Origin of the sequence: Janthinobacterium lividum, from assembly GCF_034424625.1 — a bacterium.
Classification (GTDB): Bacteria; Pseudomonadota; Gammaproteobacteria; order Burkholderiales; family Burkholderiaceae_D; genus Janthinobacterium; species Janthinobacterium lividum.
The window spans coordinates 3,768,602-3,788,191 of record NZ_CP139976.1 but is presented as its reverse complement, the minus strand read 5'-3'; the positions used below and the strand labels follow the sequence as shown (position 1 = coordinate 3,788,191).

Here is a 19,590-nt window from a genome sequence, read left to right as displayed (position 1 = left end):
GTTGCCGCTTTAGTAAAAAGCGTGGCGCCGGCGCGCGGTGCGCCGTCATGTTTTGCGACGTCACGTTTCACTCTATTTAGTTCACGACAGTATGCTGAGTTCCATCTTTGCCGTATCGACCGATACCATGCAGTACATCTATGGCACGCACAATGCGTGGCTGGTGCTGTTTTCCATCGGCATCGCCATCTTTGCCTCGTTCATGGCCTTGCAGATCGCCGGCATGGCGCGCAGCAGCGAGCGCGGCTTCCAGCGCCAGACGGCCATCATCACGGGTGCCATCGCGCTCGGCGGCGGTATCTGGTCGATGCACTTCATCGGCATGCTGGCCTTCGATATCTGCACGCGCGTCTCCTTCGACCCCAGCCTGACCTTGCTGTCGATGCTGCCCGGCGTGGCCGCTTCATGGGTGGCGCTGCACCTGCTGGCGCGCCCGAGCATCAACTGGCGCCAGTTGGTGGTGGGCGGCGTGCTCGTCGGCGTGGGCATCGGTTCCATGCATTACAGCGGCATGGCCGCCATGCAGACTTCGCTGACCCTGCATTACCAGCCGTGGCTGTTCGCCTTGTCGCTGGTGGTGGCTGTCGTCATGGCCATGCTGGCGCTGTGGATACGCTTTGGCCTGAGCGCCATGCGTTTGCGCCTCACTCCGCTGGCGTCGTTGCTGGTCAGCAGTGTTGTCATGGGGCTAGCCATTTCCGGCATGCATTACACGGGCATGCTGGCGGCGCGCTTTTCCGGCACGCCCACGGCAGGCGAGAATACGATTACGGTACAGGCCTCGTTCGTGGCCCTGGCCGTGGCCCTGATCACCGTCACCCTGACCGTCTTCGTGGCCGCCGCGAACGGCTTGCTGCGCTACCGCCAGCTGCTGCGCCACGCCAGCGCCAGCGAATCGCGCCTGCGTGCCATCGTCGATACGGCGGCCGACGGCCTGATCACCATCGATGGCCAGGGCAAGGTGCGCTCCTTCAATCCCGCCGCGGAAAGCCTGTTCGGCTGGCGCGAAGCGGAGATCGTGGGGCGCGACGCCAGCGTGCTGCTGCAGCCGTCCGACGCGGCCGAGTACGAGGGCTATCTGCGCGACTACCTGGAAACGGGCGCCTCGCGCATCCTCGACAGCGGACGCGAACTCGATGGCTGCCACAAGGATGGCGCCGTGCTACCCATGCGCGTGGCGATCGGCAAGATCGACACGCCGGGCCAGCCCCTGTTCGTGGCGTTTGTCACGGACATGCGCTCGTCGCGCAGCATGGAGCAGGCGCTGAAGGACAGCGAGCGCCAGTACCGTACCCTGATCCGCAACATCCCCGGCGTGTCCTTCCACTGCAGCTTCGCGCCTGAATGGAAGATGATCTTCATCAGCGATGCCGTTTTCAACCTGACAGGCTGGATGCCGCAGGACTTCGCGGAAGGGCGCGTCAGGCTGTTCGACCTCGTGCACCCGGACGACCGCCAGCGCGTCAACGACACCTGCGTGCAGGCGGCCGGAGAAAAGCGCGACTTCGAGAACGTCTACCGCATGATCCACCGCGACGGGCGCGAGCGCTGGGTGCGCGAAAGCAGCGGCCCCGTGCTCGATAATGACGGCGTGGTGCGCTGGATCGATGGCGTCATCCTCGACATCACGGAAAGCGAATTGCGCAACGCCGAATACGAAGGCAAGGTGACGGCCATCTCGCGCGCGACTGCCGTCGCGGAGTTCGACCTGCAGGGACGCATCCTGGCGGCCAACGAGAACTTCCTCGACCTGGTCGGCTACCAGCTCGACGATGTGCTGGGCCTGCACCACAGCATCTTCTGCGAACCGGGTTATGTGACCTCGCCAGACTACATCGCATTCTGGCGGCAGCTGGCCAGTGGCCAGTTCAATACGGGCGAGTACAAGCGCATCGGCAAGGATGGCAAGGAAGTGTGGATACAGGCTTCGTACAATCCGATCTTCAATACGGACGGCAAGCCGTTCAAGGTGGTCAAGCTGGCCACCGACGTCAGCGAGCGGCGCGCCATGCAGGAAAACCTGCGCGCGGCAAAAGACCGCGCCGAGCTGGCCGCCGAATCGAAGACCAGCTTCCTGGCCAACATGAGCCATGAAATCCGCACGCCGATGAACGCCATCATCGGCTTTACGGAAGTGCTGCTGGGGACCGCCCTGGACAGCCTGCAGCGCCGCCATCTGGGCACGGTGCGCCAGTCCGCCCGTTCCCTGCTCGAGCTGCTCAACGACATCCTCGACATGGCCAAGCTGGAAAAAGGCGCCACCGAACTGGAACTGGTGGACTTTTCGCTGCCCGACCTGGTCGACCATGTGGCCGCGTCGCTGCGCATCACGGCGCATGCGCGCGACCTGGTGCTGCATGTCGATGTCGATCCGGGCATGGGCCAGTTCTTCCTGGGCGACGCGCGCCGGGTACAGCAGGTGCTGACGAATCTGATCGGCAACGCCGTCAAGTTCACGGAAGTGGGCCATGTGCGCGTGGCCGTCGGCATGCAGGGCGAGCAGGTGCATATCGCCGTGCACGACACGGGCATCGGCATCCCCGCCGACCGCCTGGACAAGATATTCGCCCCCTTTACGCAAGCCGATTCTTCGATGAGCCGCCGCTTTGGCGGCACGGGCCTGGGCACGACGATTTCGCTGCAATTGGTCGAACTGATGAAAGGCACCATCACGGTGGAGAGTACCCTGGGCGTGGGCAGCGTGTTCCACGTGCTGTTGCCGCTGGCGCCGGGCAAGGCCGTGGCGCGCCGCAGCGAGCAGCCTGTGGTGGCCTTGCCGCCGCTGCGCATCCTGGCGGCCGACGACGTGCCGCAGAATGTGGAGCTGCTCCTGATCAGCCTGGGCGCGGCCGGCCACCAGGTGATCTCCGCCAGCGATGGCGAGAGCGCCGTGCGCGAGTTCAGCAAGGGCAGCTTCGACATCGTCCTGATGGACGTGCAGATGCCGCGCATGGATGGCCTGGAAGCGACGCGCCTGATCCGCGTGCACGAGCGCGAGCAGGGCTTGAAGGCGACGCCCATCATCGCCCTGACGGCCAGCGTGCTGGAACAGGACCGGCGCGCCGCGCAGACGGCCGGCATGAACGGCTTTGCTTCGAAGCCGCTGGAAATGCACAAGCTGACGGCGGAAATCGCCCGTCTGCTCGATATCGCCGTGGCCATGCCGCCGCCGGCGGCCGGCGCGGCGGCGCGTGCCGCCGCCGGCCAGGTCGACTGGCAGCGCGGCATCGCCCTGTGGGGCGGACGCGCGGCCTTGCAGCGCGCCATTGCGCGCTTCGTGCAAGCCAATGGCGACTGCGCCGCGATGCTGGCGGCGGAACTGGAACGCGGCGGCAGCAGCGTGGCGGGCCACCTGCTGCACCGTATCAAGGGCGCGGCGGGCAACCTGTGCCTGGTGCAGGTCGAAAGCCTGCTGGGACGCATCGAGCAAGCCATCGCGCGCCAGTTGCCGGTGACCGAATTGCTGGTGCAGCTGGCGGCCGCCTTCATGGCGCTGGCCGGCGAGCTGGAAGAGGTGGATATGCCGGCCGTCGCCATGGAAGCGCCGGCCGCCAGCGCGCCCCTCGATGTTTCCGCCGCGGGCGCCTTGCTGCGGCAAGCCATCGCCAGCCTGGAAGGCGGGCAGCTGGACGACGCCTTGATGGCGCAGATTGCCGCCATGCTGGCGCCGCACGGCCAGCAGCCGCGCCTGCAGGCGCTGGCCAGCGCCATCGACGACTTTGAATTTGCGCGCGCCGCGGGCGTGCTGCGCCAGCTGCTGGCATGGCTGGAAGCACCAGCGCCTGCCGACCTTTCCTGACCTTGGGCTAACGATGACCTTACACGAAGACAAACCGATCCTGCTGCTGGTTGACGATGAAGCGACGAATCTGCAGGTGCTGCGCCAGATTTTGCAGGACGACTACCGCCTGCTGTATGCCAAGGATGGCGAGAAGGCGCTGGAACTGGCGCAACACAATCCCGTCGAACTGATCCTGCTCGACATCATGATGCCCGCCATGACGGGCTATGAAGTGTGCCGGCAGCTCAAGGCCATGCCGGCCACCGCGTCCATTCCCGTCATTTTCGTCACCGCCCTGTGCGACGTGAAGGACGAGGCGGATGGCTTTGACGCGGGCGCCGTCGACTACATCACGAAACCCGTCAGCCCGCCCATCGTGCGCGCCCGCGTGCGCACGCATCTGTCGCTGGTCGACGCCGAAGAGTTGCGCCGCTCGCGCCTGCAGGTGATCCAGACCCTGGGCCAGGCGGCCGAATACAAGGATAACGAGACGGGCATGCACGTCATCCGCATGAGCTATTACGCGCGCCAGCTGGCGCTGGCGGCCGGCTACAGCGCGGCCAGGGCGGAAGACTTGCTCAACGCGGCGCCCATGCACGACGTGGGCAAGATCGGCATCCCCGACGCCATCCTGCAAAAACCGGGCAAGCTCGATGCGGACGAATGGCAAGTCATGCGCAGCCACGCGGAAATCGGCGCCGCCATCATCGGCGAGCATGCGGGCGGCCTGCTGAAAATGGCGCGCACCATCGCCCTGACGCACCACGAAAAATGGGACGGCAGCGGCTATCCGCAAGGCTTGAAAGGCGAGGAAATCCCCCACGAAGGCCGCATCGTCGCCATCGCCGACGTCTTTGATGCGCTTACCAGCGAACGCCCGTACAAGCGCGCCTGGACGGTCGACGAAGCCATCGCCACCATGCAGCGCGACAGCGGCACGCACTTCGACCCGGGCCTGCTGGCGCTGTTCATCGAACAGCTGCCGGCCATGCTGGAAATCAAGGACCAGTGGCGCGAGCCGGCGTGAACGGGCTACCCGCCGGCCTGTCTCTTATAGTAGCGTCCTGACCTTCATCCCAGGATTGCCCATGGATTACCGGAACCGCATTGCCGACCATCTCCGGCAATGGTCATTGCAAGCCGATGGCATGCCCGTGCACACGCATGGCGCATGCCTGTTGCCGGTGCTGCACGGTGGCCAGCCGGCCATGCTGAAGCTGTCGACCGGCGACGATGAGCGGCGCGCTGGCGCCGTGCTGCGCTGGTGGGATGGCGACGGCGCCGTGCGCGTGCTGGCCACCTCCACGGAGGAGGATGTCCTGCTGCTTGAGCGGGCGATGGGTTCCCGTTCGCTGGCCGCGCTGGCGCGCGCGGGGGAGGCGGGCGATGCGGCCGCCACCGGTATCCTGTGCGCCGTGGCGGCACGCCTGCATGCGCCGCGGCCATCCGCTCCACTTTTGCCTCCCTTGTCCGGCTGCTTTGCCGCGCTGGCCGCTGCCTCGGCTTACGGCGGCGTGTTGTCAGAATGCCATGCCGTGGCACAGGATTTGCTGGCGGCGCCGCAGGACAGCGTGGTGCTGCATGGCGACCTGCATCACGCGAACGTGCTCGATGGCGGTGCGCGCGGCTGGCTGGCCATCGATCCGAAAGGCTATGTGGGCGAGCGGGGTTTTGATTTCGCCAATATCCTGTGCAACCCGGATGCCGCGCTGGCCACTTTTCCGCGCCGGCTGGAGCGGCAGGTGGCGCTGATCGCCGATGCGGCACGCCTCGATCCGGCGCGGCTGCTGGCGTGGGGCGCCGCGTGGGCGGGTCTGTCGGCGGCATGGCATCTGGAAGACGGCACGCCGCCGGAGACGGCGCTGGCCGTGGCCGCCGCCGCGCTGGCGGCCTTGCGGGCGTGATGGCGCCTAAGAACCTATCCCAGCAGAAGACGCTCACTACTGGGATAGGCTCTAAGGCAGGCTGTCGGGCATGCGCAAGATGCGCCGTATCTCCAGGATCGCCTGCGGGCTTTCCTGCACGCTGTGCCAGGACGGGATGACTTTTTCCGACAGGGCGCCATCGAGGTGGGCGCTGGCGTAGGGGACCACGCCGTCGCTCGATTCGGCCAATGGCAGGTCCGGCGTGTCGTTGCCCATGATGGAGTAGTAGCGCACTTTCGGGCTGATGGGCAGGTCTGCCACCAGGCGCACGAACGGGTCCTTGTCGCTGAGGTTATCGATGCTGTTGGGGATGCGCAGCGGTTCGCTGCTGCCCGTGTCGAGCTGCGCCAGGCTGCCGGCCGCGTCGGACAACTGGTCGAGCATGTTGATGGGCAGTGTGATCAGGTTGGCGATCCAGCGCGCCACCTTGTGGTTGGCGAACGAGGTGCCGCGGTGCGGCGCCGCGATGAAGATGGCGCGGTTCACCTGCGGCATGGCCGTGAAATTCAGGTAGGGCGCCAGGCCGGCGCGCACTTTTTCCGCCTTCTTGCCCTTCAAATTGTATTCTTCCGTGATGGCGTCGAGCAGGGTATTGCTGGCATCGGAGACCATCAGGCGCGCCAGCACGCCGCCCATGCTGTGGCCGATCAAGACCATGTCGTTCGCGGCATCGGCCCTGGCCGAAGGGTCGAACTGTGCCAGCGTCGCGTTCAGCGCCTGGCGGATGGCGGCGTTGTTGGCCGCCAGCGGCGCATTGCTCGGGTAGTACACTTGCCAGATCTGATAGCGGCGGCGCAGCTGTTCGTCGCCCATCAGTTCATTCGCCACGTTGATCCACGCTTCCGGACTGCTGGCCAGGCCGTGCAGCATGACGATGGTGCGCTTGTTCGGGTCGTAGGGCTGCATCAGGTGCACCTGCGGGCGCGAAATGCCGTCGGCACGGCCGAACAGGGTGCGCAGCGCCTGCACGCCGAAGCCGGAGCGGGCCAGCCACAAACCATAGCCGGCCGTGAAATTGGCTGCCACGGGCAGTTCCTGTCCCGCCATGCGCGTCGATTCGCTGCGCGTCGGGTCGACCAGCCTCACCAGCAGCTGTTGCGTGGCCAGGACTTCCTGCAGGCTGTTGCCGTCGAAGCGGATCAGCGCCGTGACGACGGGGAAACGGGTTTCCTGATAAGGGACATACTCGCCTTTCGACGCCCGGGGCTTGGGCATGACGGCCACCAGGTCGGCGCCGAAGCCGTCGCGCCGGTACACATTGCGCAGGCCGGAAAACGACAGCGAGGTGGCCGGCAGCAGTTCATCGGGCAGGGTGCCGTCTTCGGGCAGACGCAGGGCCGACAATTCGCTGTCGATTTCCCAGCCGGCGACGCGGATCACATGGCCGTCGGGGCGGTATTCGCCGCGGTGGCGGAACAGGTTGCCCACAGCCTTTTGCACGGCATAATTATAGTAGTCGCGGATTTGCGTCTGGCGCTCCTCGAAGGCGCGCTGGCCCGGCGTGCGCGTCGTGTAGAACAGGTAGGCATACGCATAGCGGGCCGATTCGAGCCAGGCGGCCAGCCGCTCGGCACTCGGGTGGCCGCCCTGTTTTTCTTCCGCCAGGGCGCTTTCCAGCCACAATTCGGACAGGGTGGCCAGGCGCTGCTCGTCGCTGAGCAGTTCGGAGCGGGCCAGATCGGCACGGCAGCTGCCCGTATTGGCTTCGCAGGCGGCGATGTCGCTGCCGATGATGCGCAGCACTTCGCTGGCCGAAGCACTGAGTTTGCCCGTGGTGAGGATGTCGCCGCGCCGCTGCTGCAGGTAGTCGGCCGGCGAGATCGCGCTGACGGTGACGGCGGCGCAGCCGCTCAGCAGCGCTGCGGCGCACAGGAGGGCGCATACGCGCAGACGTCGCATCAGCATGGCCGGTCCGCGTCTAGAACGAGTAGACCAGCGTCAGCGAGGTTTGCGTATCCGTGTTCTTCTTGTCGTCCGGCACGCGCGTGTCGTTGCGGGCGCTGAAGGCGGCCTTCATCTGCATGGTGCCGTTGATCTTGGTGCTGAGGGCTGTTTCGGCGATCGAGTGGGTGTTCGAGGTGCCCCGCTCCACGCTGACCGTTTGCGTAAACATGGCCGACTGGCTGATTTTCCACTTCATGGCGGCCGCGCCGCGCACCGTCAGGCCGTGTTCCGATTCGCCCGCATCATTGGTGCCGCTGAAATAGCCTGGACCGACTTCCACGTCGATGCTCTTGTCGCTCGACTGGTACCAGCGCGAGCCATGACCGATGGCCAGGGTCGAGTACTTGGTGTAGGCGCCGAACTTGTCGTTCACGTGCGAGGCCAGCACGAACAGTTTTTCATGGTCGGCCATCAGCTTGTAGGCGGCCTTGGCGGAGGCGGAAAAGCGCTCGGCCGAGCGTTCGCGCACTTTCTCGCCGTCGTCGTTGGTCGTTTCGTCTTCCTTGAAGTAGCCGCTGAAGATGTACTGGTTGCTCCAGTCATCGAGTTCCTGGCGCGCGTCGATCTTGCCCGTGACGGAGGTGCCGACCGTATTGCCGGAGGTGGTGATGGCGCCCAGTTCGGCGGACGTGCTCCAGCTGCCGATGGGGATTTCATCGAACAACAGGCTTTGCTTGGTGTCTTTGGCGGCGGCGCTGCCGCAGGTGATGGCCATGGCCAGCGCCAGTGCGAGAGAGTGGGTCGATTTCATGGCTGTATTGGTCTGTGGCGCGCGCCTGGCGCGCCTGATATTCGTTAATGGCAGTGGTGGCTATGCAGGCCGCGGCAAGCCGTGAGGCGCCGATAAAACCTGCGCACATGCGCGCGCGGGCGCGGCCAAAAATTGTCGAGGCTGTATTGTACCCGACCCTGTCATCGCGCGCCGCACGCCGGCGGGGCTGGCAAGTGGCGCGCGCCTGGCGTATGCTGCGCCTATCTGCTGCCCTGATTTTTACAAGGAACTCCCGTGCGCTGCCTGGTCATCGAAGACGAAGCTGAAACTTCCCGCTATATCTGTGCCGGCCTGCGCGAGGCGGGCCACGACGTCACCGCCTGCGACAATGGCATCGATGGCATGCGCCTGGCCTGCGGCGAAGACTGGGATGCGCTGGTGCTCGACCGCCTGCTGCCTGGCGAGATCGATGGCCTGGCCATCGTCGCCCGCCTGCGCGGCATGGGCCGCAACACGCCCGTGCTGGTCCTGTCGGCCCTGTCCAGCGTCGACGAGCGCGTGCGCGGCCTGCGCAGCGGCGGCGACGATTATTTGTCGAAACCGTTCGCCATCGCCGAACTGCTGGCGCGCATCGAAGCGCTGCTGCGCCGCGCCGCGCCCGTACCCGAATCGACGCAGCTGCAGGTGGCCGACCTGGTGCTCGACATGCGCACCATGCGCGTGACGCGCGCCAACCGGCAGATCGCCTTGCAGCCGCGCGAATTTCGCCTGCTGGAATACCTGATGCGCCACCAGGGCCAGTCCGTCACGCGCGCCATGCTGCTCGAAGCCGTGTGGGACTACCATTTCGACCCGCAGACGAACGTCATCGACGTGCAGGTGAGCCGTTTGCGCACCAAGGTGGACAAGGAATTTTCGCCGCCGCTGATCCACACGGTGCGCGGCGTCGGCTACACCCTGGGCGTGATCGACAGTGCGTAACTGGCACCGCTCGATCGCGGCCCGCCTGGCGCTCGGCTATGGCGTGCTGGTGGTCGTCTCGATCAGCATCGTCTGCGCCGTGTTCTATTTCGGCACCATCGGCGTGCTCGATCGCAGCGTGGACCGCAAGCTGACCCTGCTCTCGGAGCGCCTCGCCGCCCTGTACCAGCAGGACGATGCCAGCCGCACGACGGCGGAAATCGCCCATTTGCTGACCGACCGCACCGACAGCGACACGGAAATCTTCCTGCTGGTGGGCGCCGATGGCAGCCGCGTGGCGGGCAATCTGTCGTCCTGGCCCGACGTGGGCAGCCCCGTGGGCCGCTTGCTGCACCGCGACGTCACGCGCGAAGGGCGCAGGGTGCCCGCGCGCATGCTGATCCGCGAGCTGGAGGGCGGCGCGCGCCTGTTCGTCGGGCGCGACATGGAAGAGGGCAAGTCGATCCGTTCGCTGGTGCTGCGCTCGCTGGCCTACGGCGGCGGGGTCGCCATCCTGCTGGTGGTGGCGGGCGCCTGGCTGTTCCGCCGCCAGCTCGAGGCGCGCATCGGGCAGATCCGCCGCACGGCGGGGGAAATCGAGGCGGGAGACCTGAGCCGTCGCATTCCCGTCTCCAGCGAAGACGAATTCGGCTTGCTGAGCCGCGACATCAACCGCATGCTCGACCGCATCGAGCACCTGATGGAAGGCGTGCGCCACGTGTCGAACGCCATCGCGCACGACTTGCGCACGCCGCTGGGCCGCATCCGCAACAAGCTCGATGGCGCCCTGCGCCAGCAGCAGGGCGTGGCCGGCTACGAGAGCGCGGCGCAGGCGGCCATCGACGACATCGACGACCTGACGCGCGTGTTCGACAAGCTGCTGCAGATCGCGGCAGCCGAATCGGGCATGCGTCCCGAGAATTTCAACGACATCGACCTGCAGCAGATCGGCGCCGACATCGTGGAAATGTACGAGGCCACGGCCGACGAGCAGGGCGTGCTGCTGGTGCAGATGTATGGCGAAGGCGTGCCGGCGCGCGGCGACCGCAACCTGCTGGGCAGCGCGCTGGCCAGCCTGGTCGACAACGCCATCAAGTATGCGGGGCCGGGCGCCACGGTGGAAGTGTCGGCCGGCAGCGATGAGCAGGGCAGCTGGCTGGCCGTGCGCGACAACGGCCCCGGCGTGCCAAAGGAAGAACTGCCGAAGCTGACGCAGCGTTTTTACCGGCTCGATAAGAGCCGCCACTTGCCCGGCAATGGCCTGGGACTGTCCATCGTCGCAGCCATCGCCGCCCTGCATGGTGGCAGCCTGGAGATCGAGGATGCGGCGCCGGGCTTGCGCCTGCGTTTCAGGCTGGCCGATTTTATTGTCCGCTAAGCCCAGCCTTGCTGGTCGCCGTGTTTTTTTGCTATAAGTGTTGTCATATTTACTTTTTAATAAAGCATCATGATACAATTTTGACACTTTTGTGGCGTCGCCATTGGACGGTGCATCCTGCCCGTCGTCGTGCGGCCGCATCGAGTGATCGCCATATCTGCCTGGTTCTCTTTGCTGGCGCGGTGCGCCAGTTCGACAGGTGGATATCGGGAGTAAGCATGATTGGTGCCGGCATGAAGAGTGGCCATTTCAGCGGCCGCATCGTTTCTCTCGATGGCTTGCGTGGCCTGGCCGCGATGCTGGTCGCCGTGTATCACCTGCCAGTCATATTCGGCTTCAAGATCACGCACGCCTACCTGGCGGTCGACTTCTTTTTCATCCTGTCCGGCTGGGTCATGGCACACAGCTATGAAGAGCGCATCCGCCTTGGCATGCCGTTCAGCGACTTTCTGTATAACCGCTTTGCCAGGCTGTATCCGCTGTACGCCGTCGCGCTACTGGCGGCCCTTGCCGTGACCCTGGTCAAGATCCGCATCGGCGCCACGTCAGCGAACATCGCATGCTTTGTGCCCAATGCGCTGATGCTGCCCTGCCTGCAGGATGACGGGCCTACCTTCCCCTTGAACGGACCCAGCTGGTCAATTTTCGTCGAAGTGTCCATCAATTTGATCTGGTTCTTTGTCGTCCGCATGGGCATGCATGGTTTGCGTTGGAAGTTCGCGCTGCACCTGTGCTCGGCGCTGCTGCTATGGGGGTTCGCCGTCTGGATGAACCGCTACCTGACTGGCTATGAGTCGGATGATGTACACGAAGGCTTGCTGCGTGGCCTGCTGGGCTTTACCGGTGGCTTGCTGTTGTTCCAGTGCCGCATGCATGCCTGGATACTGGCCTATTTTGCGGCGCTGGCGCTAGGCGTGTTTGCCGCTTTTTATGCGGCAGGCGATGCCGGCGATGTCATACCGCTGGGCCTCGTCGTGATGGGCGTCCTGCCCGCGACGGTGTGGCTTGTCGCCAGGCTGCGGCCGGCGATACTCGAGGGTCAGGCAGCCGCCTTCCTGGGCGACTGCTCGTATGCCATCTACTTGCTGCATGTGCCGCTGGCCATGCTGCTGCAAAAGCCGCTACGCCTGATGTTGCCTGGCACGGGCATAGCGGACTACATGATGAAGGCGGCGATCTTCACCGCCATCCTGCTCGTTGTCAGCGGCATCAGCTACCGCTTGCTGGAAGTGCCAGCGCGGCGTTGGCTGCTGCGGCGCCTCAAGCGCGACCTTAGGGAACCTGCCGTCGGCTCCCTGCCGTAATGTGCTTGTGCGCCATACTCCAAGTCGACATTACCAACTTGTAACCCCCTTCATTTTCGCCTCCCCCTATCATCCGTTCTACCCGGCGTAGAGCGGCTGCGTGCGCGCAGCCGCCTGTTCCGGGCTGCCCGCGGCCTGCCGCGGCTTGCCAGTCCCGACCCGTCGCAGAGCTGTTTTCATGCATACTTTTACCGCCACCGGCGACAACGCCGCGCCGCAACAGGCGCCACTGCGCCAGCATGGCCACCGTATCAAGGCCGCGCTGGGCGCCATCGTCTTTCCCCTGCAGCGCGCGCGCTGGCAAGCGTTCATCGCCGGCACGCCTGGCCTGGCGGCGCTGGCGCAAGCCCATCCCAGCCTGCTGTACAAGATTTATCGTCCCTACGCCAGCCGCCAGTTGTGCTGCGCGGCGAGGGTGGAGCTGCTGTGCGGGCATTACCGCTTCCTGTGGCAGGCGGGCGCGCGGCCGCTGGTGGAATACGCGGCGCGCCGCGCGCTGGTGCTGGCCGCCATCGAGGGCAAGGATGGCGCCAGCTACCGCTTGCAGCTGACGGCCATCCACGACAGCCACCGCGAAGGGGAGCTGTGCCTGCGCCTGACGCGCGATGGCGTTCCGCTGTACCTGGCCAGTTTCCTGTTCCGGCCCCAGCCTGGCGGCGCCGTCATCCAGCTGGGCGCCTTGCAGGGCTTGCGCTCGCCCGCCGGCGCGCAGGCGGTAAAAGAGGCCACGCGGGCGCTGCACGGCTGCCGGCCGAAAAACCTGATGGTGGCCGCCTTGCGCGACCTGGGCGACTTTTTCGGCTGCGGCCACCTGGACCTGGTCAGCAACGCCAACCGCATCGCGCTGAACTGGCGCCGGCGCCGCCATATCTCGTGCGACTACGACCAGGCGTGGCGGGAACTGCACGCGCTGCCCACCGGCGATGGCAATTACCGCCTGCCATGCGGCCCATGCCGGATGCCGGAGCTGGAGCTGGTGCCGTCGAAAAAGCGCGCGGACGCGCGCCGCCGCGGCGCCATGCTGGTGCAGCTGGCGGCCGACATGCGCTGGCAAGTGGCGGCCCTGCTGCACGCGCAATGACGGCGCAGGGCGGGGTTTCTTGACCTGCGCGGCTTTTTTGCCGGGCAGCCCGGCGCAATCGGCGTGATCGGCGTATACTGATCGGCGTTGTTAACCTGAAGCCAGTCACCCCATGCCAGCACAATTCCCCACTTCGCGCATGCGCCGCCTGCGCGCGACCCCGCAACTGCGCGAGCTGTTCCGCGAAACCGAGATCAATCCGCGCGACCTGGTCCTGCCGATCTTCGTCGACGAAGGCAGCAGCGATTTCATCGACATCAAGTCCATGCCCGGCGTGCGCCGCATTCCCGAAGCGAAGCTGGCGCAGGAAGTGGAGCGCTACGCGCGCGCCGGCCTGCGCTCGGTCATGACCTTCGGCATTTCGCACCACAAGGATAGCCACGGCACGGACACCCTGAATCCGGACGGCCTGGTGGCCCGCATGTCGCGCATCATCAAGGATGCCGTGCCGGAAATGGTGGTCATGTCCGACACCTGCTTCTGCGAATACACGGACCATGGCCATTGCGGCATCCTGCATGGCGACACGGTCGACAATGACAGCACGGTACTGAATTTGGGCAAGCAGGCCGTCATCGCGGCCCAGGCGGGCGCCGACATCATCGCCCCATCGGCTGCCATGGATGGCCAGGTGGCGGCGATCCGCAGCGCGCTTGACGCGGCCGGTTTCCACGACACGCCCGTGATGGCGTATTCGACCAAGTTCGCCTCCGGCCTGTACGGCCCGTTCCGCGATGCGGCCGGCAGCACCCTCAAGGGCGACCGCAAGACGTACCAGATGGACCCGATGAACCGCCGCGAAGCGGTGCGCGAGTCCTTGATCGACGAAGCCGAAGGCGCCGACGCGCTGATGGTGAAACCGGCCGGGGCGTATCTGGACATCATCCGCGACTTGCGCGAAGTGACGCGTTTGCCGATCGGCGCCTACCAGGTCAGCGGCGAGTACGCGATGATCAAGTTCGCCGCCGAGGCGGGTGCCATCGACGAGCGCCGCGTGGTGCAGGAAACCCTGGGCGCCATCAAGCGCGCGGGCGCGGACATGATCTTTACGTATTTCGCGATGGATGTGCTGAATAATCCGTATTAAACATTTCCCATCAAGTTAGTGCTTGTTTTCCCCCAAAAAGCAAGAGCTGGGGTCAGACCCGGCGGGTCTGACCCCGGAATTTGCCGTTGGGTTTATTTAGCTTATCCATGCCCCTGAAAATCTCCCGCATCCTGCACGCCGGCTATGTCTTCGAATGCGAAGGCACGGCCATCGCCTTCGATCCCATCGTCGAAAACCCGTTCAGCCGCAACTGCCACGCGTTTCCGCCCGTGCGCTTCGACCTTGACGCCGTGTGCCGGCTGCGCTGGGATGCCGTCTTCATCTCGCACTTCCACGACGACCACTGTTCGCTCGACAGCCTCGATGTGCTGGACCGCGCCACGCCCATCTACCTGTACTGCGTCTTCGATGAACTGTTCGCGATGCTGCGCGCGCTGGGTTTTACCCACGTGCAGCGGCTGCACGTCGACGTGCCGGTGCGGGTGGGCACGATCGAAGTGATCCCGCGCCGCGCGCTGGACGACGATGTCGATTCACTGTTCCAGGTGCGCGCGGCCGGGCTGAATGTGCTCAATGTCGTCGATTCCTGGATCGGCCCGGAGACGCTGGCGCAGTTGGCCGCCTTTGCGCCATGGGACATGGTGCTATGGCCATTCCAGACCATGCGCGAGATCGCCGTCATCGCGCCGTCGCAGGCGCAGCCTGGCCCGGTCGACCTGCCGGACGACTGGGTGCCGCAGCTGCGCGCGCTGGCGCCCCGTTACATCGTGCCCAGCTCCTGCCAGTTCGTGCAGGAAGACTGGTCCTGGTACAACCACGCGATGTTCCCGATTACCTACCGCCAGTTTGCGCAGGAAATCGGCGCCGCGCTGCCCCAGGCGCACATCTTCCGCCTCGACCCGTCGACGGCCGTGCTGCTCGACGCGCACGGCATGGCGCCGGCCGCGCCGCTGCCCTGGGTCATTCCCGTGGGCCCGCAGGACGTGGATTTCGACTACCGCCCCGAGGCGCTTGCGCCCGCCACGGCGGACATCGCGCGCCACTTCGCGCCCTTGACCGATGCCGATGCGGTGCTGGTGCTCGATTTTTGCCGGAACGGCTTGCTTGAGCGCTACCGCGATATGGAGCTGCCCGACGACAGCTATTTCCAGGCCCCGCGCGTGTGGCGGCTGTCGCTGTACGGCCACGACGGCGCGGCCACGGTCCTGCATTACCGCACGCACGGCGATTTGATCGACCTCGTGCCGGACACGGGCGAGGCGCCCGGCTGGACCACCGAGGTGCCGCTGGTGAAATGCCATGCGGCGCTGGTGCTGGGCGAATCGCTGACGTCGATGTACATGCGCATCAACGACGGGCCATTCGATGCGGCCACGCGGGAAGAACTGATGGAAGCGGACATCGTCGACGACCCCTTGATCCGCTGCCTGTTCAACGACGCCATCGGCGCCTACCAGGCGGCGCAGCTCAAGCGCTTGCTGGCCCGCTGAAGAAAGTTGCGCGACAGAGTAAGATAGCTGCTTCTGACTAGAACGGGAAAGACACCATGGCACAAGACAATGAAACCGCGATCCTGGCCGGCGGCTGCTTCTGGGGCGTACAAGACTTGCTGCGTCGTTATCCGGGCGTGATCGCCACGCGCGTGGGCTACAGCGGCGGCGACGTGGCCAACGCCACCTACCGCAACCACGGCACGCATGCGGAAGCCATCGAGGTCATTTTCGACCCGACCGCCATCAGCTACCGCAAGATCCTGGAATTCTTCTTCCAGATCCACGACCCCAGCACGCCGGACCGCCAGGGCAATGACCGCGGCAGCAGCTACCGCTCGGCCATCTATTACACCAGCGATGAGCAAAAACGGGTGGCCGAAGACACCATCCGCGACGTCGACGCTTCCGGCCTGTGGCCCGGCAAGGTGGTGACGGAAGTGGCGCCGGCCGGCCCGTTCTGGGAAGCGGAACCCGAGCATCAGGATTATCTGCAGCGCTTGCCGCACGGCTATACCTGCCATTACATCCGGCCGGACTGGGTCTTGCCGCAGCGGCAGCAATAAGCCCGGCGGGCAGGGGAGACGGCCATGCGCTATTGGCAGGTGGAACGGCGGCAGGCGGAGGGACAGCTGGATCTGGGGCGCGCCCTCGACCTGGTGGCGGCCATCGGCCATGCCGACGTCAATGCCATGGCGGGCGCCATCCTGAAAACCGCCGGCGCGGCCGCTTCCATCGCCCAGTGCACGATCTTTGCTTATGAGTTCGGCAACCGGCCCCGCACGGTGGCCGTGGCCGACCGGCGCGGCGGACGCTTTTTGCAGGATATCGCCGACAGCTACGCTCGCCATTACTATGCGCTCGATGGCAACCAGAGCGTCATCGCGCCCGCGCGCCAGCCGAAGCTCGATCCCGCCATCGTGCTGCACCAGCAAGCCAGCGCCGAAATCCGCCATCCCGGCTACCGCGCCGCGTGTTACCAGAAGCCGAATGTGTCGGACCGTTCCCGTCCTTCCCCATGACGGACGAGCCGTGGGCGATTTCTGCGCTGCTGGCGCGCGAGACGCGCACCTTCCGCTTCATGATCCCGTTCCAGCCCGGCTTCTTGAACCCCGTGGTGGCCGCGCGCATGACGGCCAGCCTGCAGCGGGCCACGGGCGGGCGCGCCCTGTACAACGTGATCACGGGCGGCGGCGGTCCGGCGCAGCTGTGGTGGGGCGATTCGGCCGGCCACGACGACCGCTACACGCGCACGACGGAATTTCTCGACGTGGTGCGCGGCGTGTGGCGCGGCGGGCCGTTTTCCTACCAGGGCAAGTTCTACCAGGTGGAAGATGCGGGACTGGCCACGCCGCTGTCGGAGCAGGATTTCCCCGAGATCTATTTTTCCGGCTCGTCCGATGCGGCCCTCGGCTCGGCGTCCAAGCATGCCGACTACTACCTGACGTGGCTGGAACCGTTTGTCGCTGCTGGTGCAGCCGGCCAGCGATATCTGGCTGTCCGTCAATTTCTACCGCGACAGCAGCCAGGGGCAGTTCCAGCCCGGCGAAATCGCCGCCATCGAAACCCTGTCGCCGCTGTTCGCCTATGCGGCCAGACACCACTACAGCCTGAGCGGCCAGCCCGCGCAAGGCGTCTCGCCCATGATGCTGGCCCGGCTGCGCCAGCATGGCCCGCAATTGAGCAAGCGCGAACTCGACGCGCTGCGCGGCGTGCTCGAAGGCTTGACGGCCGCGGAGATCGCCGACACCATGGGCGTGCAGCCATCGAGCGTGATCACGTATCAAAAGCGCGCCTACAAGCGCCTGGGCATTGCCAGTCAGCGCCAATTGTTTGCGCTATGCCTAGGGGTATAGGCCGGATAAATGCTAGCGGTAGGCGCATGCCTGGGGCTGCATAAAATTGCCGAAATTCAAGGCAATAATGTGAGCATATTGCTACGAAAATACTGGCTATGCTATCTGCAGAGTGCTGATGCGCTGAAGCATAACGGCCATCGGCAAGGCTGATAGCCAGTGCCTGTCGCGCCCGCGATCTCCGGTATTCATGGCTCAGGAATCATTCCCCGAAGGAGTCCATTGTGTCCTCAACTGAATTGAATGCGGTAGAACACGTCTATCTGATCGCCGGCAATCTGGGCCTGCCTGGCGCCCCCATCCTGAATCTGGCCCTGTTTTACAATCCCGACGACGGCACCGTCAGCGGCGAAGCCCTCATCACGCAATCGGTCACGCCACCGCATGGCCGCGTGGTGATCCGCCCCGTCAGCGGCCCCGTGCATGGCCTGGGCCTGGGCAACGCCACGCGCGTCTTTAGCCTGAGCGGCGAATATGTCGTGTCCGTGCCGCCACCGGCCATCGGCAGCTACCTGGCCAAATTCGAAGCCACCTTTGTTACCGACAACAACTGGAGCGGCCACGGCTCCTTCAGCTATGACCAGCAGAAGGTCAAGAACGTGCCCATCAAGAAACGCGGCTAGTCCTTTTGGCCGATGGTTGTCCCCAAAATGGGGACAACCATCGGCGTAGTCGTCTGCATACTGTGTCGCACGCCGGAGCATCCGGCCGCTCTCACCCAATAACAATAGCAAGGGGAGGGCGACACCTTATGGAGACCAGCATGACCATCGCCCACGCGGCCACCCCCGCCACCCCGGCGCCCGTCCTCGACGCGGCCACCGTTCAACTGGAACAGCAAGTGATGCGCAAGGTATCGCGCCATCTGCTGGGATTTCTGTTCCTGCTGTTCGTGTTTTCCTTTCTGGACCGCATCAACATCGGCTTCGCCGGCCTGACCATGATGCAAGACCTGGGCCTGTCCGGCACCCAGTTCGGCTTTGCCACCACCCTGTTCTACATCGCCTACATCGCGTGCAGCATTCCCAGTAACATCGTGCTGGCCCGCATCGGCGCCCGTAAATGGATAGGCAGCATGATGATCGCCTGGGGCCTGGCCTCGACGGCGACCTTGTTTGCCAGCGGCCCGGCCAGCCTGTACGCACTGCGCTTTCTCGTCGGCGTGACGGAAGCGGGCTTCCTGCCCGGCATGTTGCTTTATCTGACCTATTGGTTTCCCAGCGCCTACCGCGCGCGCGCCAATGCCCTGTTCATGATTGCCATGCCCGTCACGGCGGCCATCGGCTCGGCCCTGTCGGGCCTGATCCTGGGGCTGGACGGGCACTGGGGCTTGAAGGGCTGGCAATGGCTGTTCCTGCTGGAGGGCATGCCATCCGTGCTGCTGGGCCTGGCCGTGTATGGCTACCTCGACGACTCTCCCAGCAAGGCAAACTGGCTGGGCAAGCTGGAACAGCAGGTGCTGGCGCGCATGCTGGCGGCCGAGCACAAGCCGGTGGCAGCGAAGGAAAAAGGCTCGGTACTGGCGGAAATGTGCTCGCCTACGGTATTGAAATTCGGCATCGCCTATTTTTGCCTGGTGAATACTTTGGCCATGGTGGCCGTGTGGACGCCGCTGATCGTGAAAAGTTTCAGCGGCGACGCCAGCAACACGCAGATCGGCCTGCTGGCGGCCATTCCGCAGGTGTGTACCGTCATCGGCATGATCTTGTGGGGGCGCCGCTCGGACCGCTTACAGGAGCGCCGCTGGCATATCGTCTGGCCCATGCTGCTGTCGGCCTTTGGCTGGCTGTTCACCGCGTATTCAGCCAACCCCATCGTGCAATTGCTGGGCGTGTGCATGGCCTCGACGGGCGCATACACGGCCATGTCCGTCTTCTGGACGACGCCGGACCGGGCCCTGAGCCTGGGGGCGCGCGCCATCGGCATCGCCGTCATCAATGCCACGGGCAATATCGGCTCGGCCCTGAACCCCGTCGTCGTGGGCTGGCTGAAGGATCTGACGCACAGCTTTGCCACGGGCTTGCTGTACGCCAGCGTGCTGCTGGTGGCGGGCGCGGCCATCGTGCTGACCCTGCCGATTGCGCGCGGCGGCAAAGACCATACTTGATCGA

At 65.3% G+C, this 19,590-nt stretch carries 15 protein-coding genes and 2 pseudogenes; 15 read left to right on the top strand and 2 right to left on the bottom strand.

Annotation, left to right across the window (positions count from 1 at the left end; all coding sequences use genetic code 11):
- The first annotated feature begins 91 nt into the window (after positions 1-91).
- The 3 genes from U0004_RS17180 to U0004_RS17170 all read left to right on the top strand — a co-directional run bounded on the left by U0004_RS17180 (position 92) and on the right by U0004_RS17170 (position 5,685).
- Entirely contained in the window at positions 92-3,799 is a 3,708-nt protein-coding gene (locus U0004_RS17180) for a PAS domain S-box protein (protein WP_070257013.1), read from the top strand.
- Between the two features lie 13 nt (positions 3,800-3,812).
- Positions 3,813-4,808, top strand: coding sequence for a response regulator (locus U0004_RS17175; protein WP_070257015.1), 996 nt, complete (start codon positions 3,813-3,815; stop codon positions 4,806-4,808).
- A gap of 61 nt (positions 4,809-4,869) precedes the next feature.
- Complete coding sequence (locus U0004_RS17170; RefSeq protein WP_115057512.1) at positions 4,870-5,685, top strand: aminoglycoside phosphotransferase family protein; 816 nt, start codon at positions 4,870-4,872, stop codon at positions 5,683-5,685.
- Between the two features lie 51 nt (positions 5,686-5,736).
- Here U0004_RS17170 and U0004_RS17165 read toward each other — a convergent pair whose 3' ends face one another.
- Positions 5,737-7,611, bottom strand: a complete 1,875-nt coding sequence (locus U0004_RS17165) for an esterase/lipase family protein (protein ID WP_081345661.1) — start codon at positions 7,609-7,611, stop codon at positions 5,737-5,739.
- Between the two features lie 13 nt (positions 7,612-7,624).
- Positions 7,625-8,401: a DUF481 domain-containing protein gene (locus tag U0004_RS17160; RefSeq protein WP_034785793.1), complete on the bottom strand. Its 777-nt coding sequence runs from the start codon at positions 8,399-8,401 to the stop codon at positions 7,625-7,627.
- A gap of 255 nt (positions 8,402-8,656) precedes the next feature.
- Here U0004_RS17160 and U0004_RS17155 point away from each other — a divergent pair, with 255 nt between their 5' ends.
- The 12 genes and pseudogenes from U0004_RS17155 to U0004_RS17100 all read left to right on the top strand — a co-directional run bounded on the left by U0004_RS17155 (position 8,657) and on the right by U0004_RS17100 (position 19,586).
- Positions 8,657-9,343: a winged helix-turn-helix domain-containing protein gene (locus tag U0004_RS17155; protein WP_034785794.1), complete on the top strand. Its 687-nt coding sequence runs from the start codon at positions 8,657-8,659 to the stop codon at positions 9,341-9,343.
- Positions 9,336-10,700 carry a sensor histidine kinase gene (locus U0004_RS17150; RefSeq protein WP_081345662.1) on the top strand — a complete coding sequence of 455 codons (1,365 nt, stop codon included), beginning with the start codon at positions 9,336-9,338 and terminating at the stop codon, positions 10,698-10,700. Before U0004_RS17155 ends, U0004_RS17150 begins: the two co-directional genes overlap by 8 nt.
- Before the next feature lie 218 nt (positions 10,701-10,918).
- Positions 10,919-12,004 (top strand): acyltransferase family protein, encoded by a 1,086-nt coding sequence (locus U0004_RS17145; RefSeq protein ID WP_115057511.1) that lies wholly within the window; start codon positions 10,919-10,921, stop codon positions 12,002-12,004.
- Between the two features lie 178 nt (positions 12,005-12,182).
- A complete protein-coding gene (locus U0004_RS17140) occupies positions 12,183-13,085 on the top strand; it encodes a VirK/YbjX family protein (RefSeq protein ID WP_070257021.1) in 903 nt (300 codons plus the stop codon).
- Positions 13,086-13,197: 112 nt separating this feature from the next.
- Positions 13,198-14,172 (top strand): porphobilinogen synthase, encoded by a 975-nt coding sequence (gene hemB / locus U0004_RS17135; protein ID WP_034785799.1) that lies wholly within the window; start codon positions 13,198-13,200, stop codon positions 14,170-14,172.
- Positions 14,173-14,279: 107 nt separating this feature from the next.
- Complete coding sequence (locus U0004_RS17130; RefSeq protein WP_070257023.1) at positions 14,280-15,623, top strand: MBL fold metallo-hydrolase; 1,344 nt, start codon at positions 14,280-14,282, stop codon at positions 15,621-15,623.
- A 56-nt stretch (positions 15,624-15,679) separates the two neighbouring features.
- Positions 15,680-16,189 carry a peptide-methionine (S)-S-oxide reductase MsrA gene (msrA, locus tag U0004_RS17125; protein ID WP_070257025.1) on the top strand — a complete coding sequence of 170 codons (510 nt, stop codon included), beginning with the start codon at positions 15,680-15,682 and terminating at the stop codon, positions 16,187-16,189.
- 24 nt (positions 16,190-16,213) lie between these two features.
- A complete protein-coding gene (locus U0004_RS17120; protein ID WP_327076240.1) occupies positions 16,214-16,645 on the top strand; it encodes a hypothetical protein in 432 nt (143 codons plus the stop codon).
- Positions 16,642-17,073 (top strand): annotated as a pseudogene (locus U0004_RS17115) (LLM class flavin-dependent oxidoreductase); the annotation flags it as partial. The gene U0004_RS17120 and the pseudogene U0004_RS17115, both read left to right, overlap by 4 nt.
- 4 nt (positions 17,074-17,077) lie before the next feature.
- Positions 17,078-17,479, top strand: a pseudogene (locus U0004_RS30100) (helix-turn-helix transcriptional regulator); the annotation flags it as partial.
- Between the two features lie 224 nt (positions 17,480-17,703).
- Complete coding sequence (locus U0004_RS17105) at positions 17,704-18,102, top strand: DUF1842 domain-containing protein (protein WP_034785805.1); 399 nt, start codon at positions 17,704-17,706, stop codon at positions 18,100-18,102.
- Between the two features lie 140 nt (positions 18,103-18,242).
- Entirely contained in the window at positions 18,243-19,586 is a 1,344-nt protein-coding gene (locus tag U0004_RS17100; RefSeq protein ID WP_231958154.1) for an MFS transporter, read from the top strand.
- Positions 19,587-19,590: the final 4 nt, after the last annotated feature.